14 protein-coding genes are annotated in these 15,408 nt (G+C 57.5%); 7 read left to right on the top strand and 7 right to left on the bottom strand.

Annotation, left to right across the window (positions count from 1 at the left end):
- The first annotated feature begins 219 nt into the window (after positions 1-219).
- From ACR0KG_RS14625 to ACR0KG_RS14640, 4 genes are all read left to right on the top strand, one after another.
- Positions 220-1,383, top strand: coding sequence for an alpha/beta hydrolase (locus ACR0KG_RS14625; RefSeq protein WP_480827677.1), 1,164 nt, complete (start codon positions 220-222; stop codon positions 1,381-1,383).
- 212 nt (positions 1,384-1,595) lie between these two features.
- Positions 1,596-2,327 carry a hypothetical protein gene (locus ACR0KG_RS14630; RefSeq protein WP_480547699.1) on the top strand — a complete coding sequence of 244 codons (732 nt, stop codon included), beginning with the start codon at positions 1,596-1,598 and terminating at the stop codon, positions 2,325-2,327.
- Positions 2,328-2,435: 108 nt separating this feature from the next.
- The gene (locus ACR0KG_RS14635) at positions 2,436-4,226 is read left to right on the top strand and encodes an aminopeptidase P family protein (RefSeq protein ID WP_480827678.1); all 1,791 of its coding nucleotides are present in this window, start codon (positions 2,436-2,438) and stop codon (positions 4,224-4,226) included.
- A gap of 64 nt (positions 4,227-4,290) precedes the next feature.
- Entirely contained in the window at positions 4,291-4,632 is a 342-nt protein-coding gene (locus tag ACR0KG_RS14640; protein WP_480540710.1) for a DUF427 domain-containing protein, read from the top strand.
- A 48-nt stretch (positions 4,633-4,680) separates the two neighbouring features.
- Here ACR0KG_RS14640 and ACR0KG_RS14645 read toward each other — a convergent pair whose 3' ends face one another.
- Positions 4,681-4,887, bottom strand: a complete 207-nt coding sequence (locus tag ACR0KG_RS14645) for a helix-turn-helix domain-containing protein (protein WP_480540708.1) — start codon at positions 4,885-4,887, stop codon at positions 4,681-4,683.
- 8 nt (positions 4,888-4,895) lie between these two features.
- Positions 4,896-5,405, bottom strand: coding sequence for a hypothetical protein (locus tag ACR0KG_RS14650; RefSeq protein ID WP_480547695.1), 510 nt, complete (start codon positions 5,403-5,405; stop codon positions 4,896-4,898).
- Between the two features lie 163 nt (positions 5,406-5,568).
- Here ACR0KG_RS14650 and ACR0KG_RS14655 point away from each other — a divergent pair, with 163 nt between their 5' ends.
- The 3 genes from ACR0KG_RS14655 to ACR0KG_RS14665 all read left to right on the top strand — a co-directional run bounded on the left by ACR0KG_RS14655 (position 5,569) and on the right by ACR0KG_RS14665 (position 8,104).
- Positions 5,569-5,934 carry a glycine zipper family protein gene (locus ACR0KG_RS14655; protein ID WP_480547693.1) on the top strand — a complete coding sequence of 122 codons (366 nt, stop codon included), beginning with the start codon at positions 5,569-5,571 and terminating at the stop codon, positions 5,932-5,934.
- The gene (locus tag ACR0KG_RS14660; RefSeq protein WP_480827679.1) at positions 5,921-6,544 is read left to right on the top strand and encodes an alpha/beta hydrolase; all 624 of its coding nucleotides are present in this window, start codon (positions 5,921-5,923) and stop codon (positions 6,542-6,544) included. The genes ACR0KG_RS14655 and ACR0KG_RS14660 overlap by 14 nt, the downstream gene beginning before the upstream one ends.
- Before the next feature lie 192 nt (positions 6,545-6,736).
- Positions 6,737-8,104, top strand: a complete 1,368-nt coding sequence (locus ACR0KG_RS14665) for a DUF3179 domain-containing protein (RefSeq protein WP_480827680.1) — start codon at positions 6,737-6,739, stop codon at positions 8,102-8,104.
- Here the strand turns inward: ACR0KG_RS14665 and ACR0KG_RS14670 are convergent.
- From ACR0KG_RS14670 to ftsZ, 5 genes are all read right to left on the bottom strand, one after another.
- Positions 8,101-9,786, bottom strand: a complete 1,686-nt coding sequence (locus tag ACR0KG_RS14670) for a chloride channel protein (protein WP_480827681.1) — start codon at positions 9,784-9,786, stop codon at positions 8,101-8,103. The two genes, ACR0KG_RS14665 and ACR0KG_RS14670, sit on opposite strands and share 4 nt — an antisense overlap.
- Before the next feature lie 89 nt (positions 9,787-9,875).
- Positions 9,876-11,525, bottom strand: coding sequence for a DNA repair protein RecN (gene recN / locus ACR0KG_RS14675; protein WP_480547685.1), 1,650 nt, complete (start codon positions 11,523-11,525; stop codon positions 9,876-9,878).
- A gap of 31 nt (positions 11,526-11,556) precedes the next feature.
- Entirely contained in the window at positions 11,557-12,399 is an 843-nt protein-coding gene (locus tag ACR0KG_RS14680; RefSeq protein WP_480827682.1) for an outer membrane protein assembly factor BamD, read from the bottom strand.
- A gap of 126 nt (positions 12,400-12,525) precedes the next feature.
- Positions 12,526-13,446 (bottom strand): UDP-3-O-acyl-N-acetylglucosamine deacetylase, encoded by a 921-nt coding sequence (gene lpxC, locus ACR0KG_RS14685; RefSeq protein ID WP_480827683.1) that lies wholly within the window; start codon positions 13,444-13,446, stop codon positions 12,526-12,528.
- Positions 13,447-13,659: 213 nt separating this feature from the next.
- On the bottom strand, positions 13,660-15,267 hold the full coding sequence (gene ftsZ / locus ACR0KG_RS14690; RefSeq protein WP_480540694.1) for a cell division protein FtsZ: 1,608 nt from the start codon (positions 15,265-15,267) through the stop codon (positions 13,660-13,662).
- Positions 15,268-15,408: the final 141 nt, after the last annotated feature.

Genomic DNA, 15,408 nt, shown 5'->3' on the forward strand with positions numbered 1-15,408 from the left:
AGGGCGGGCAGCGCTGTTGCGCAACCGGTAGCGTGCAGGTTGGTAGCGCAGGAGAGCTGTGTCAAAGGGCGGCATCATGTTGCGATCTCCTAATGTTGATTGTCATTTTGCCACCCAGCTAAGCTGAGCGCTTGAAGGCCGCATTGAGAAATCCCTAAGAAACCTTTGGGATTGCCTTTGGCGCTTGTGAGACCGCCCAAAACCGGATGTAGTGATCCCATGCGCTACGAATTTGCAGATTGTGTTCTGGACGTGGATCGCCACGTCCTGACCCGCCAGGGCGAGGCAGTGCCTGTTGAACCGCAGGTCTTTGATCTGCTGAAATTGTTGGCCGAACACCCCGGCAAACTGGTGGCGCGGGATGAGATCATCGAGCGGGTCTGGAACGGGCGTTTTGTATCGGAATCCACCATCAGCGCCCGTGTGGCCGCCGCGCGGCGGGCCGTTGGCGATGATGGCAAAGCACAACGGATCATCCGCACAATCGTGCGGCGCGGGCTGCAATTGGCCGCGGATGTCACATGTGAGTCAGAAATCACCGAGGGCGGGGCCGCGCCCACACGGAAACTGCGCTATGCCAAGGGGGGCGATGGGCAGGCAATAGCCTTTTCAGTTGCTGGTTCCGGCCATCCGGTGCTGCGTGTCGGATCGATTGTCTACGATATCGAAGCAGAATGGCGGTTGTCGTCCGAAAGGACCTACCTGCAGGCCATGGAGGCCAAGTTTACCCTGCTGCGATACAATAAACACCATCAAAGCGGTTGGGGTGAGCCAGAACAAACGTCTTATGATGGTGTTGTCGAGGATATTCTCGCGGTTACCAAAGCCGCAGATTTTAACAGCTTTGCGATCATCTCGGAATTCGGCGGATTGTTTTCTGCTCTGAGATTCGCGGCCCAGTATCCCGAGCGCGTCAGCAAGCTTGCCATCGTCGGAGGCTGGGCCGAAGGGCGTGATCACCGTGCGGGGGTGGAGGGGCCGGATTCGATCCGCACGCTGATCCTCGAAGGCTGGCAGGAGCCCGGCAGCGGCTATGCCATGGGATCGCTGCTGAGTTACTTTCCCGAGGGGCCGCTGGAAACCGTGCGCGAGATCGTGGACGAGATGCAGACGCTGTATTCCGTCGAGCAAAAGCTCTACCAGCGCGACAGCGGCAACACCGCTTCCGTTCTGCATCTGCTGCCAAAGATAAAATGCCCGACCCTGGTTATGCACGGACGCAACAGTTCGGTGCACCCGCTGTCCGAGGCCCGCAAACTGGCCGCAGGTATACCCGATGCCTCGCTGGTGGTGCTTGAAACCGCCAATCACATTCCGCTGCCCGGAAATGCAGCCTACGAGACCTATATCGATACCTTGCAGGAGTTTCTGACCAACGGGTGACACCGGCTTGGCCACGGCCCGAAACCGTAGCCAATTTGTTTCAAATGTGAATTTCTGCTATGCAATTCACGGCGTACAAGCTGTGACCAGTTGCCTTCTTTTATCAGAATATCTCATTAAATTTCATAATTGCAAAGTATTACGCCGTTTTCTTGAGGCGGTGTCGCTGCAGTGTTTTCGTACTGAAATTATTCAATTCAAGGGACGATACCATGCAATATGATAAGCAAAGACGCGCCGGTGTTCGGGCGGCGGTTTCGGAACACGCGGACAATACGTTGCGCCAAATCCGGGATCAGAACAGTTGTTACAAGGACATATTGACCACCGCACGGCAAGAGGTCGGCTTGGACAAGCTGGTAGATCACATTCTGAGAAACGATCCAGAATGGGCCTATCAGGCATTGCGATCGCTTGATGATCTGGGGGACTACCGGGACCCTTTGATCGAAAAGGCAGCAGAGGATGAGGAATGGGCCCTGCACACATTACGCTTTGTTCCCGAAATCGAGACACATAGGGATTTTCTGACTGCAAAAGCTGGCAACTCGGTCGGGCCCATTGCGGATATCGCAGGGTTCAACCTGCTGGATCAGGGCTGGTACAACTGCGCCTTCACCATGTTCTGGGTGAATAACGGCCAACCGCAACCGCAGACTGCGGTTCCGCGGTCGAATTGGGGCAGTTGGAAGTGGAGCTCGACCATGAGCGGCGGCGGGTCGGGGGAAACCCAGCAATGCACCTATTTCGAATTGGAAAACGCACCGCTGCAAGCGGGCAACGAGGTCTGGATGTATATGTGGGTGCAAGCCGGGGATGACATCGAATCTCCATTCCGGTTCACCTACAATCCCAACACCGCTGATATCGCCTATTTCTCGGCCACCGGATCGACCAAAAGTACCCGGCTGTCGTTGTCCAACATTGCGGCACCTTCAAGTTAAGGCGGCAGGGGCGGTTCGTGCCGCCCCAACCAACTGCATTGTTGATGTGGACATTTGGGCCAAGTCGCCGCAGTTTGCGCAAACAGCGACACACCCAAGAGGCCCGAAATGTTCCAGTCTTTCCAAGTCACCGCGCGCCCGGAACAGGGGCCACCCCGGCTGGCTGCACTGCGCGCCGAGATTGCGCGCGCGGGGCTCGATGGGTTTCTGATTCCCCGCGCGGATGCGCATCAAGGTGAATACGTAGCGCCTCGGGATGAACGTCTGGCCTGGTTGACCGGTTTTACAGGCTCTGCCGGGTTCTGCGCCGCGCTGCGGGATGTGGCGGGTGTGTTCATAGATGGGCGTTACCGCACGCAGGTTAAGGCTCAGGTCGCTGATGACTACACTCCCATACCATGGCCGGATGTCAGCCTAAGCACCTGGCTGAAAGAGCAATTGCCGCAAGGTGGAAAGATCGGATTTGATCCCTGGCTGCACGCGGCGGGGCAAATCTCTACCGCGGAAAAGGAGCTTGAAGGCAGCGGAATCGAACTGGTGCGCTCCGACAATCTGGTCGACCGAGTGTGGGAGAACCAGCCTGCCCCGCCGATGAACCCGGTCAAAGCACACCCGTTAGAGTTTGCGGGAGAAGCCGGGCGTGACAAGATCACGCGATTGGCGAGTGGGGTGCAGGAGGCTGGGTGTACGGCAGCGCTGATCACGTTGCCGGATTCGATCATGTGGCTGCTGAACATTCGCGGCTCTGATATCGCCTATAATCCGGTTGCTCATGGTTTCGCAATTTTGCACGCCGCAGGCCAGGTAGATTTGTTCATGGCTGCCGAGAAGCTTATCGAGGTGCGCGATCATCTGGATGATCAGGTCTCGGTTCATGATCCTGCAGCGTTTTTGGAGTCTGTTCAGCAGTTGAACGGGCGCGTGCAGGTCGACGCGGGCACTGTGCCACAGATCGTGGCAGATGCGTTGGGGGATAAGATGGTCGATGGCGGCGATCCATGCGCCTTGCCCAAGGCCTGCAAAAACCTGGCCGAGATTGCAGGCAGCGCCGAGGCGCATCTGCGCGATGCGGTCGCAGTTGTCGAGACCCTGTGTTGGCTGGATGCGCAACAGCCCGGCAGCGTGACCGAAACGCAGGTCGTGGCCCGGCTGGAACATAACCGGCGCAAGGACAATGCCTTGCAGGACATCTCGTTTGACACAATTTCAGGTACCGGCCCGAATGGAGCCATCATGCACTACCGAGTGACCGAGGAGACCGACAGTCGGCTACAGAATGGCCACCTGCTGGTTCTGGACAGCGGTGGGCAGTATCTGGACGGCACTACTGACATCACCCGAACCATCGCCATTGGTGAGGTGGGTGATGACGAAAAAGCCTGTTTCACCCGTGTTCTAAAGGGCATGATCGGCCTGTCGATGTTGCGTTGGCCTGTCGGTTTGGCTGGGCGCGACATTGAGTGTATCGCACGGGCGCCACTGTGGCTGGCCGGGCAGGATTTCAATCACGGCGTCGGCCATGGTGTGGGCGCGTATCTTAGCGTCCATGAAGGCCCGCAACGCCTGTCACGCGTCAGCCATGTGCCGCTGAGACCCGGGATGATCTTGTCCAACGAACCGGGATACTACCGCGAAGGGGCCTTTGGCATACGCATCGAAAATCTGGTCGTCGTCGAAGATGCTCCAGCCCTGCCTGGTGGCGATGATGAACGCGCGATGCTGCATTGGCGCACTCTGACCTATGTACCTATTGATCGTCGGCTGATCGTTGTAGACATGCTGACCGCCGCCGAACGCAGCTGGCTAAACGCTTATCACCACGACGTTGCGGGAAAAATCCGACCAAGGCTGGGCCCTGACGCTCAACTGTGGTTGGATGCCGCAACCGCGCCGGTCTGACACCGGACTGTTACATAGAACGGGCAGAGGAGAGCCCCACGCGAAGCTGAGGGAAAGGCAAGAAATGACAGAGATCACAATCGAGAAGGCTGATGGCAAGTGGAGCGTCCGATCAGGCGGTGCCATTCTTGGCGAAACAAACAATGCTCTGATACTGCTGGAAGGTGATCTGGAACCCGTGATCTATTTCCCTCGGTCTGACATCGCGATGGCCTTCCTGGACCAAACGGACAAGGTGACACATTGCCCGCACAAAGGGGACGCAACTCATTTCTCGATCGTCAACAAGTCATCAGTCACCGAGAATGCTGCCTGGAGCTATGAGAACCCGATCCCTGGTGTGGCGCAGATTCAGGACTACATCGCGTTTTATCCTGTGGAGTCGGTGAAGGTAGAGCAGATCTGACAGTTTAGTGCACTGTCAGACTGACCTACGCACAGATTTGGTACCGGGTTAATCCGGTTCGAAGCTCAAAATATCGCCCGGCTGGCAGTCCAAATATCTGCAGATAGCCTCCAGCGTTGAGAACCTGACACCCTTGATTTTGCCGGACTTGATCAACGACAAGTTGGTTTCGGACAATCCGATTGCCGCAGCCAACTCACGCGAGGAGACCTTGCGCTTAACAAGCATCAGGTCGAGATTTACCTGAATAGCCATGGTGCCCCCTAGAGAAAGTGCTTGTTTTCGTCTTCAGCCTGCCAGGCGCGTTCTAACGTTTGGGATATTGCAAGCAACACCACACCCGTAATCGCAAAAACAATATCCAGGTCGAGCGGCGCCCAACTAAAATCAAAGCCTTCGGTTGATTCCAATCCAATTACGATCAGATGCGGCATGACGAGAGCTATTACGTTGTAGCCGATCCAAAATCCGATCAGCCCCCAGGCCATATGCCGTAGGTTTCGTCCAAGATCCCGAAAATCCTGTTCTGGCCCTCCCTTGAGCACAAGCCATGCACCGCGAAAGGCGCCAGCAAGGGACACGAGCGCTATCAGGGTTAAAATCAGACCAACAACCAGCGTCCAGAATGGCGGCGAAGTGTCTTGTTCGGGAAAGTCGAACATATCCCAAACCAGACCGTGAATCCCCAACATCTCACCAATCCAGACGAATCCGAACAATAGGAAATAATAGCTCAGACTAAGCGCCATGGCGGCTTTTGCAAAAAAAGTCATCAGTCCTCCTGCTGTAGCAAGCGCTCTTTAGCGCAAATCATCAAATCAATAAATCCTTACTTTACGTAATTTAAATAAAACATAAAAACGTTGTTGATTTATTGAGATTGAAACTCTACCTCAGCTTCCGAGCAATTCAGACTGAACAGAAGGACAAAGGCTTATGAAAATGAAAAAAGCATATGGGTTGATGGCGCTCGGACTAACCCTGACCGCGTGCGCTGACCCGAATGACCCACTGATCGTAGACGGACACCGAAACCCAAACTTCCAATCAGATATGGCAGCGTGCGAGCAGGTGTCTTTGCAAAAAGAGAAATCCAATGACTCTGCTATCGCAGGTGCCATAGTAGGCGGGCTTGTAGGTGCTGCCGAAGCCGATAGCGGAGATGCGCTTGCCGGGCTGGGTGTCGGCGCAGCTGTCGGAGGGCTTCTGGGAACGGCAGAAGACTCTAGCGAGCTAGATGAAGCGAGAAAGAGTATTGTTTTTAACTGCATGCGCGGTCGAGGGCATAATGTCGTCGGCTAGTCTGAGACGCACCCGCCGCTGGCGCTTTGGAAAGTATGCTGCTGTATTGGCAGCATTGGTGGCCGTCGTGCTATCTGGATGTACCCAGATGGCTGTTATGGCGTGGAACCAGGTCCCAATGACCGGGTTCCGCGTCGAAGGCACAAAGCTGTTTATGCATGGAGCGATCAACTCGAAAACCCTAAAACAATTCGAGGAAATCTATGCCCAACACCCCGACATCGAGACCCTGGTTGAACTTGATGTGCCGGGCTCACTGGATGACGATACCATGATCGCATTGGCCTACCGAGTGCGCGAACTGGGCCTCAACACGCATCTCACATCATCCAGTCTCATCCACTCGGGCGGGGTTGATCTTTTTCTGGCAGGTGTCAGAAGAACCATGGATGACGGGGCAGAGATTGGTGTACACGCATGGTCAGATGGTTCAAAAGAAGCATCCGACTACCCGCGCGGCGCGCCTGAACACGAGCAAAACCGACTTTATGTCGAACGCATGCTAGGGCATGACGCTTTCTACTGGTTCACAATCGATGCGGCCCCGGCTGACGACATACACAAGATGTCAAAATCCGAGATCCGCAAATACGGATTGCTAACTGAGTGACACACTTAGGATCTTGACCTTCAGTTGGGATGCAGGGGTCGCTCCTCGAATATGCCGATTTATTCAAATGCGATGTGTTTGGAATCGGCTGCGACGCGCGAAACGAAAGGCTCACGCCCCAATCACGACGCTGTTGAATGAAAGTGAGTGCAACTGAAGGCATACTATACATGTACGACCATGGAGGATGCCATGTCAGTTTCACGCCGCAGCTTTGTTGGGGGGCTGGGTCTCAGCGTGCTGGCACCACGAGTGCTATGGGCGCAGCAGGACCCGGTGCTCGAGGCGCTGCGCAGCACGCTTTATTCCGGTCGAACCGAGTTTGAGGCGCAGATGACCTATCTGACGCAGCGCGGAAAGCCGGATGTGGTGCCTGCCCTGCTGACCGCCATGCGATACGGGGATCGGCGACGGGATGAAATCTCGGAGGTGATGGAAACCCTCAGTGGGCAAAAGCTGGGCACCGATTGGTTTGATTGGATGCTCTGGCAAGAGCGGAACCCGCAGCTGATCCCCCACCCATCACTGATCCCCTTCAAGCGCGAGGTTCTGCTGGGCCTCGACCAAAACTTTGATCTGTTCCTCCGGCCCGAATACCTGGCACGGGACCGGATGAAAATCAGGCTGGAAGAGATCGCCTGGGGTGGGGTTTATAAAGACGGTATCCCTTCGTTGGACAATCCAACCCTCATCTCGGCGGCTGATGCCAGCTACCTCAAGGGTGACGATCTGGTCTTTGGCGTCTCGATCAATGGGGATGTACGCGCCTATCCGTTGCGGATCATGGGGTGGCATGAAATGTTCAACGAAGTGATCGGAGGAGTTCCGGTCGCACTTGCCTATTGTACCCTGTGCGGGTCAGGCATTCTGTTTGAAACGCAGGTTGCGGGTCGGCGCAAACCGTTTGTCTTTGGTTCCTCTGGCTTCCTCTACCGGTCGAACAAACTGATGTTTGACCGCGAAACACACTCGCTGTGGAATCAATATACCGGCAAACCCGTGGTCGGCCCGTTGGTCGACAGCGGGATCGAATTGAAACAGCGACCCGTTGTGATCACGACCTGGGACAATTGGAAGACTTCGCACCCTGGTACCCGCGTACTGTCGCTGGATACCGGGCATCGCCGCAACTATGGGTCTGGCGTGGTCTACCGCGAGTATTTCGCCTCGCCCGAATTGATGTTCCCCGCGCAGGTCGATCAGTCCCAACACCGGCAAAAGGACTACATTTTTACGATCCGCCAGTTCGGCGCTGCGCGTGCATGGCCACTGGATGCGTTCAGCCGTACCCGTGTGATCAATGATGCAATTGCGAACCGCCCTCTGGTTCTGATCGGAAACCCGGATCGCCGGACCGTGCGGGCTTATGAGCGAGCGGGGCACAGGTTCACAGCCTCTGACGGCGGGCTAGTGGACGAAAGCGGTCGCAAATGGACCCTGTCCGAAGAGATGTTGACCGGACCAGATGGCGCGAAGCTACTGCGCGTCGCCGGGCATATCTCTTATTGGTTTGCCTGGGATAACTATCTGGGTGACGCTGCCAGCGTTTATGATGGCTAGGAATGCTCCTCGGCCGCAGTGGCCGCTAACGCCCTGTTATAAGCCTTGAGCGCATCGACATGATAGAGCGCGCCGATGGGAGTTTCTGACCCGTCCTCTTCAAGCACAATCACCGGAATGCATGGAATGTCTTCTCGGTCGAAATAAGGCATGGCGGCTTCCAGTGTGGCGCTGGCTTTGACGCAGAGGCCCCGGGCGATCAGTTCCTGCGCCTCATCCGCGGTAATCGAGCGTGCGTCGCCGATTGGCCGCATCACTGCCCCGGTGCGTAGCATGGCAAGCAGATAGGCTTGCGGGCCAGCGGCCAGATGCACATTTCGGCGCTCCAGCTGGGTCAGGAAGAAAGACCGGTCCACCAAACGAGATGCCAACGCCGTCGACATGGATACCGAGACCATCACAGCCAGACCGATCTGCCAGTCTCCAGTCAGTTCAAACACAATGAGTGTGGTCGAAATCGGCGCACCCAGTACCGCAGCGGCAACCGCTCCCATACCCGCAAAGGCATAAAGCGTATGGGTCCCCGAGACATCCGGCAGCAATCCCGTTGCAATCAAGCCAAAGGCCAACCCGGTCAGCGCCCCGATCATCAGCGAGGGCGAAAACACCCCGCCCCCCATGCGGCCGCCCATGGTTATGGCCACCGCGATGGTCTTGACCACGGCCAGCAGGATCGCGGTGGTCAGAACCAGATCACCCGTCAACGCGCGGATCGTGGTTTCGTAGCCGACACCGATAATATGCGGAAACCAGATGGCCAAAAGGCCCAGCATTGCCCCCGATACCGCCGGACGCAGCCATCCCGGTAAAGACAAGCGATTCTGCACATGGGTGCCGATGTCTTCGGCAAAGAAGATCGAACGCATCAATACCAAAGCGACGAGCCCGCAGATCAGGCCAAGGATCAGAAAGGCAGGCAGTTCCACATAAAACTTCAGGGACCCCGGCGTATCCAGCGCGAATTGAGTTACATCCCCATAGGCCAGCCGGTTGATCACCGTTCCCGCGACCGAGGCAATGACGATGGGTGCAAAGGCGTGAACCGCGAAATGGCGCAGCACGACCTCAAGCGCGAACAAAGCCCCCGCAATGGGCGCGTTGAAACTGGCCGAGACAGCAGCCGCAACAGCGCATCCCAACAGATCCCTGCCCGTGATCCCATCCGCGTGAATACGGTTGCTGACCCAAGTCGAGATCACCCCTGCCATATGCACAACCGGCCCTTCCCGACCGGTCGAACCGCCAGAGCTGAGCGTGATCAGGGAGGCGAAGAAGGACGCGATACCCGCCTTCACCTCGACGCGACCATCGGTGACAGCAGATCCTTCGATCACATCCGCGACCGACCGTACGCGGCCATCATCGGTGAACCGGTTCAGGATCACGCCAACCAGTAAACCGCCCAGGATCGGGATGATCAGAACCATGTACCACGGCAGTTTCTCCGCATGGCTGTGCAGCAGCAGGATGTTATCTGTGTCGTACAGATAGGCCTGTAAAAACTGGATCGCCTTGCGGAACCCCAGGGCCATGAACCCGGCGGCAATCCCGATCACCAAAGCGATGAACCAGAACTGTATTTGACTGGGCCCGCGTCGGCGCATCACCCAAAAGGCATCCTTGATCGCGGCGATGGCCTGATTCAGCTGGTTGCGCAGTACGGTATAGGTTGATTGAGTCATCTGCCTTCGGGGCTCGTCACTTAACCCTTAGTAAGCCAAGGGGCGGTCATATAAAAGCATGGCAGGACAAAGAAGGCGGCGCTGATACATCACGCCTTCAACAGCGCACGTGCTGCGGCGCGCGCTTCGTCGGTGATCGTATCGCCCGACACCATCCGGGCAATTTCGTCCACACGGTCACCTTCGGCCAGCGGTACAACGGTCGACAGCGTCTGTCCGTCGCTGACCTGTTTCTGCACCCGCCAGTGGTGTGCCGCCCGTGCGGCCACCTGAGGTGAGTGGGTCACGACCAGAACTTGCCCTCCTTTAGCCAATGCAGCCAACCGCCGGCCAACTGCATCGGCGGTGGCGCCGCCGACGCCCCGGTCAATTTCATCAAAGATCATGGTGCGCGCACTGTCATCTCCAGACAGACAGACCTTGAGCGCCAGTAGAAAGCGGCTGAGCTCGCCGCCAGAAGCGATCTTGTTCAACGGACCCGATGGCGCGCCGGGGTTCGTGGCCACGGTAAATGCAACCGCGTCGATACCTTCGGGACCCGGCTCCGCTATAGTGATTTCAGACTGGAACACGGCGCGTTCCATTTTGAGCGGCGCAAGCTCGGCCATGACCGCTGCATCCAATTGACCGGCCGCCTTTTGACGGGCCGTACTGAGGGTCGCAGCCTCGGCGTTGTAAGCGGCCTGCGCGGCCTCGACTGATGCGCGTCGATCGGCCAGATCGGCATCGCCTGCATCCAAACGACCCAGCCGATCCCGCAGGGTATTCGCAAAGGCCCCCAGGTCATCCGGGGCGACATCATGCTTTCTGGCAAGTGCGCGTATCGCAAACAGGCGCTCCTCGGCCGCTTCAAGCTCGGCCGGGTTGAAATCCAGCGCCTGAAGGCAGGCGTTCACGCCGTCCTGCGCTTCGCCCAGCTCGATCAGCGCGCGGCCTAAAGCACCGATTGGCCCTTCCAACTGCCCGCCAGCATTGTCCGCGACACCTTCCAGCCAGCGCATCGCATCCGACATCGCCCCTTCGGCCCCTTCGCCACCCAGCAGGTCAAAAGCCCGGGCGACATCGTCGCGGATGCGTTCAGCCCCCTGCATCATGCGGCGGCGGGCGTCCAATTCAGCATCTTCACCCGGTTGCGGGTCCAGCTTGTCCAGTTCGGCAACGGAATGCCGCAAGAATTCTTCTTCGGCCCGCATCGCAGCCAGCGCGGCCTCGGTCTCGGCCAGCGCTTTGCCGCTGCGCGACACTTCGGACCATGCGCGGCGCACTGCGGCTAGTTGCTCCGAGACCTGAGCGTAATCGTCCAACAGCAGGCGATGCCCCCGCGGGTTCAGCAAGCCGCGATCATCATGCTGGCCGTGAAGCTCGACCAGAGTCTCGGACAGGGCGCGCAGAACTTCACCGGAACAGCGGCGGTCATTGACCCAGGCGGTCTTACGGCCTTCGGCAGTGTTGACACGGCGCAGGATCAACTCTTCCCCACCCGGCAGTCCAGCCTCAGCCAAAATCTCGTGCGCGGGATGGCCTTCGGTCAGTTCGAATTCGGCCACGACCTCGCCTTGCGCAGCCCCCTGCCGGACCAGTTCGGCCCGCCCGCGCCAGCCCAGAACAAATCCCAGCGAATCCAGAAGGATCGACTTACCCGCCCCGGTCTCACCGGTCAGCGCGTTCAGTCCCGGCTGGAAGGTCAATTCCAGCCGGTCGATGATCAACATGTCACGGATATCTAAGGCACGCAGCATCGGGTGTTAGCATCCCCTGCCCGTCACCAGCTTACAACCATTGGCCCTTGATCGTCTGACGATAGATCTGGCTGAGCCAGTTGTTGCCGCGGCTCTTCAGGTCCAACCCGCGCGAGGTCAGCAGCTTGTAGGCATCGTCATACCATTCCGAGGATTGGTAGTTATAGCCCAGGATCGCACCAGCGGTCTGCGCCTCATCAAACAAGCCCAGAGACAAATACGCCTCGACAAGACGATACAGGGCTTCGGCTGTGTGGGACGTAGTCTGGAAATCCTCAACCACAACGCGGAATCGGTTGATGGCCGCGACATAGTGATCCTGACGCAGATAGTAGCGCCCGATCTCCATTTCCTTGCCCGCCAGATGATCGAAAGCCAGATCGAACTTCAACACCGCAGAGGTCGCGTATTCGCTATCGGGATAGACTTCAATCACGGTTCGCAGAGCTTGCAGCGCCTGAAAGGTCAGACCCTGATCGCGGCCCACTTCGTCGATCTGATCATAGTAGCTGAGTGCCAGCAGATACTGCGCATAGGCGGCATCTTCATCCGTGGGATAGAAATCGATGTAGCGCTGCGCAGAGGCACGGCTTTCTTCATAATTCTTGTCGGAGTGGAACGAAAATGCCTGCATGATCAGCGCGCGTTTTGCCCAGTCAGAATAGGGGTAGAGACGCTCAACTTCCGAGAAATACCAAGCCGCATCATCCGAGCGATTCTGCGACAGTTCGTATTCACCACGGGTATAGATCTGCTCGGGCGTGAAGCCTTCGAGGTTTTGATCGCGGTCTGCGCCCCTGTTGCCGCATGCCGTCAAAACTGCTGCCAGAAGAATCGCACCTGCGAACCTGACTGCCGCTTTGCTGCCAACCATACCGCCCATCCTTGTCATCTTACTCACCGGGGTTCGCCCCGAATTGAGCCATGGTCTAGCATAGATATTTCCGGTGCAAAACGCCTTATGCACCCTCTGTCGCAAATGTCGTCAAAGGTGAACGGCTCAGGCCACCGCCGGGATCTCTTCCTGAACCAGACCTTGCCCAGGCAGACGAGCCGCCTGTTCAGGGGTACACAGGATCGGACGCACAGCACCCGGCGTTTCAAACAGCTTCCGCAACAGCGTGTTGGTCATGGAATGACCGGACTTGTCGCCGGTAAAATGACCCAGAATCGGCCCTCCGGCCAGATACAGATCACCTAGGGCGTCCAGCATCTTGTGGCGCACGGCCTCATCCGCGTGGCGGAAACCACCTGGTGTCAGCACCTCTTCGCCCTGCACCACCACTGCATTTTCCAGCGTACCACCCAAGGCCAATCCATTTTCGCGCATTGTCTCGACATCAATACGGCGACAGAAAGTGCGGCAATCGCTCAGCTCACGTACAAACGAGCCATTGCGCATGTCCAGCGTCTTGGTCTGGTTACCAATTGCATCATCTTCAAAGTCGATGTGGAAATCGATGATCAGACCATCCGCAGGCACAATCGTTGCACTTGCACCTTCGCGGGACGCGGTAACGGGCTTGAGCACTTCGTAAGCCAGAACCGGGCTGGCCTGACGGCGCACGCCCTTGGCCATGATGCCGCGCACGAAATCAATCGACGAGCCATCCATGATCGGAACCTCGGGGCCGTCAATCTCGATCAGCGCGTTGTGAACACCACAGCCAGCAAGTGCGGCCATGATATGTTCCACGGTAGAAACCGATACACCCGCATCGTTCACAAGACGGGTGCAGAGCGGTGTCCGCTCGACCACGTCATAGATCGCCGGGATCAATGCATTGCCCAGCTCAATATCCGTCCGCTTGAACCAGATTCCATGACCTGCCGCAGCGGGTTTCAGAACCATAACGACAGGCTGACCGCCATGCAGTCCGACGCCGTTAAAGGTAACCGGAGATTTGAGCGTATGTTGCAAATTGGGCCTCAGCGAGTGGTGTCCAGCCTGTTACAGCTGTGTTGGCCACTCAGTTAAGGAAGCACGGGTCTATGCTCAACTCACTCTTTGTAACTGAATGAAACATGGATGTGACAGATCGGCAAAACCCTGCTTATCCCCCTATATCCATCTGTTAACAAAGAAAAAAGGATCGCCGGAAGGCGACCCTTTGCATTCATTTTGTTACCGCGATCAGTTGGCCTGACGGCGCAGGAAAGCAGGAATTTCGATCCGATCCTGATCGGGGTCGGCCTCTTCATGCGCAGGTGCCGTGGCGTCAACCTGGCGCATCGCGGGCTGCTGACGGGCTGGCTGAGACGGTGTGTCTGCCGCATGTCCAGTCATCCGATCGATCAATCGGTTGAAGCCAAAGCGCGAGCGTTCCTCGGTTTCTGCCTGCGCCTGAGGCGCCGGTTCCTGTGCCCGGGTCGCCGTCAGACGCTGCGCCGAAGAAGGCACGTTCTGCACAGCGGCCTGCAACCGCTGCAGCGCTTCTGGCGAAGGTGTTCCTGCGGGTTCCGGCTGCGGCGCAACATAGCTTTCGGGGGTCTGTTCGAAATGCTCCGGCTGCGGTTCAAACTCGGCGACCCGAGGCTGATAGGCTGGCGGAGGCAGGCCGTCATCCTCCTGCTGATCCTGCGGCTGGAACCGGGTTGCCGGGTCTTCGGTGGTTTCGAACAACGTCGGCTCACGGTTTTCCACCATTTCAGGCGCAGGTTCAGCAACCTCAGCAGCAACAGGCGCTGCCTCGGGGGTCGGTTCTTCGGCAGATACGGTGCGAGTTAGCGGCTCGGACATCGAACGGCGCGCGACCGGCACATCGCTGGTTTTTTCCGTAGCATCGATCCCGGTTGCCACCACCGAAACGCGCATTCCGCCTTCCATCGCGGTATCGAGGGTCGAACCGACGATGATATTGGCCTCGGGGTCCACTTCCTCGCGAATGCGGTTGGCGGCCTCGTCCAGTTCGAACAACGTCAGGTCGTGCGAGCCTGTGATGTTGATCAACACGCCCTTGGCACCTTTGAGGCTGATTTCGTCCAGCAGCGGGTTGGCGATGGCTTTCTCGGCCGCCTGAATGGCGCGGTCTTCACCAGTTGCTTCGCCTGTGCCCATCATCGCCTTGCCCATCTCGTCCATCACCGCACGAACATCCGCAAAGTCGAGGTTGATCAGGCCGGGGCGCACCATTAGGTCGGTAACACCTTTGACGCCCTGATACAGAACGTCATCAGCCATCGAGAAGGCTTCGGTGAAGGTGGTTTTTTCGTTGGCCAACCGGAACAGGTTCTGGTTCGGAATGATGATCAGTGTGTCGACGACCTGTTGCAGCGATTCAACGCCATCTTCGGCCTGACGCATCCGCTTGGCCCCTTCGAACTGGAAGGGCTTGGTAACAACACCAACGGTCAGCACGCCCAGTTCACGAGCAGCTTGCGCTATGATCGGCGCAGCACCCGTACCGGTGCCGCCGCCCATACCGGCGGTGATAAAGCACATATGCGCGCCGGCCAGATGATCGACGATCTGCTCGATGCTTTCTTCTGCGGCGGCTGCGCCGACGGTTGGGCGGGCCCCTGCCCCCAGACCTTCGGTGACTTTCACACCTAGCTGCACGCGTGCAGAGGAATGGCTTTGCTGCAGCGCCTGCGCGTCGGTGTTGGCAACTACAAAATCAACGCCGTCCAATTGCTTTTCAATCATGTTGTTGACTGCGTTGCCACCCGCACCGCCAACACCAAATACTGTAATCCGAGGCTTCAGTTCGTCGTGCCCGGGCATCGAAAGGTTCAATGTCATGCTCTGTCCGCCTGTATTTTTGTCCCGCCAAAGCGGTGTTTTTCTTACCTATCCTTGTTCGATTCTATCGTTGTGATGCGCAAAGGTCACGCTAAAAATCGCGAATTCCCACAAAATATGGAGGAAATGAGGCACTATCCG

It is taken from the genome of Ruegeria sp. H4 (assembly GCF_056533065.1).

Bases quoted from the DNA above. Each gene is read 5' to 3' on its own strand.
- ACR0KG_RS14625 (WP_480827677.1), top strand. From the start codon at position 220: ATGCGCTACGAATTTGCAGATTGTGTTCTGGACGTGGATCGCCACGTC.
- ACR0KG_RS14630 (WP_480547699.1), top strand. From the start codon at position 1,596: ATGCAATATGATAAGCAAAGACGCGCCGGTGTTCGGGCGGCGGTTTCG.
- ACR0KG_RS14635 (WP_480827678.1), top strand. From the start codon at position 2,436: ATGTTCCAGTCTTTCCAAGTCACCGCGCGCCCGGAACAGGGGCCACCC.
- ACR0KG_RS14640 (WP_480540710.1), top strand. From the start codon at position 4,291: ATGACAGAGATCACAATCGAGAAGGCTGATGGCAAGTGGAGCGTCCGA.
- ACR0KG_RS14645 (WP_480540708.1), bottom strand. From the start codon at position 4,887: ATGGCTATTCAGGTAAATCTCGACCTGATGCTTGTTAAGCGCAAGGTC.
- ACR0KG_RS14650 (WP_480547695.1), bottom strand. From the start codon at position 5,405: ATGACTTTTTTTGCAAAAGCCGCCATGGCGCTTAGTCTGAGCTATTAT.
- ACR0KG_RS14655 (WP_480547693.1), top strand. From the start codon at position 5,569: ATGAAAATGAAAAAAGCATATGGGTTGATGGCGCTCGGACTAACCCTG.
- ACR0KG_RS14660 (WP_480827679.1), top strand. From the start codon at position 5,921: ATGTCGTCGGCTAGTCTGAGACGCACCCGCCGCTGGCGCTTTGGAAAG.
- ACR0KG_RS14665 (WP_480827680.1), top strand. From the start codon at position 6,737: ATGTCAGTTTCACGCCGCAGCTTTGTTGGGGGGCTGGGTCTCAGCGTG.
- ACR0KG_RS14670 (WP_480827681.1), bottom strand. From the start codon at position 9,786: ATGACTCAATCAACCTATACCGTACTGCGCAACCAGCTGAATCAGGCC.
- recN (WP_480547685.1), bottom strand. From the start codon at position 11,525: ATGCTGCGTGCCTTAGATATCCGTGACATGTTGATCATCGACCGGCTG.
- ACR0KG_RS14680 (WP_480827682.1), bottom strand. From the start codon at position 12,399: ATGGTTGGCAGCAAAGCGGCAGTCAGGTTCGCAGGTGCGATTCTTCTG.
- ftsZ (WP_480540694.1), bottom strand. From the start codon at position 15,267: ATGACATTGAACCTTTCGATGCCCGGGCACGACGAACTGAAGCCTCGG.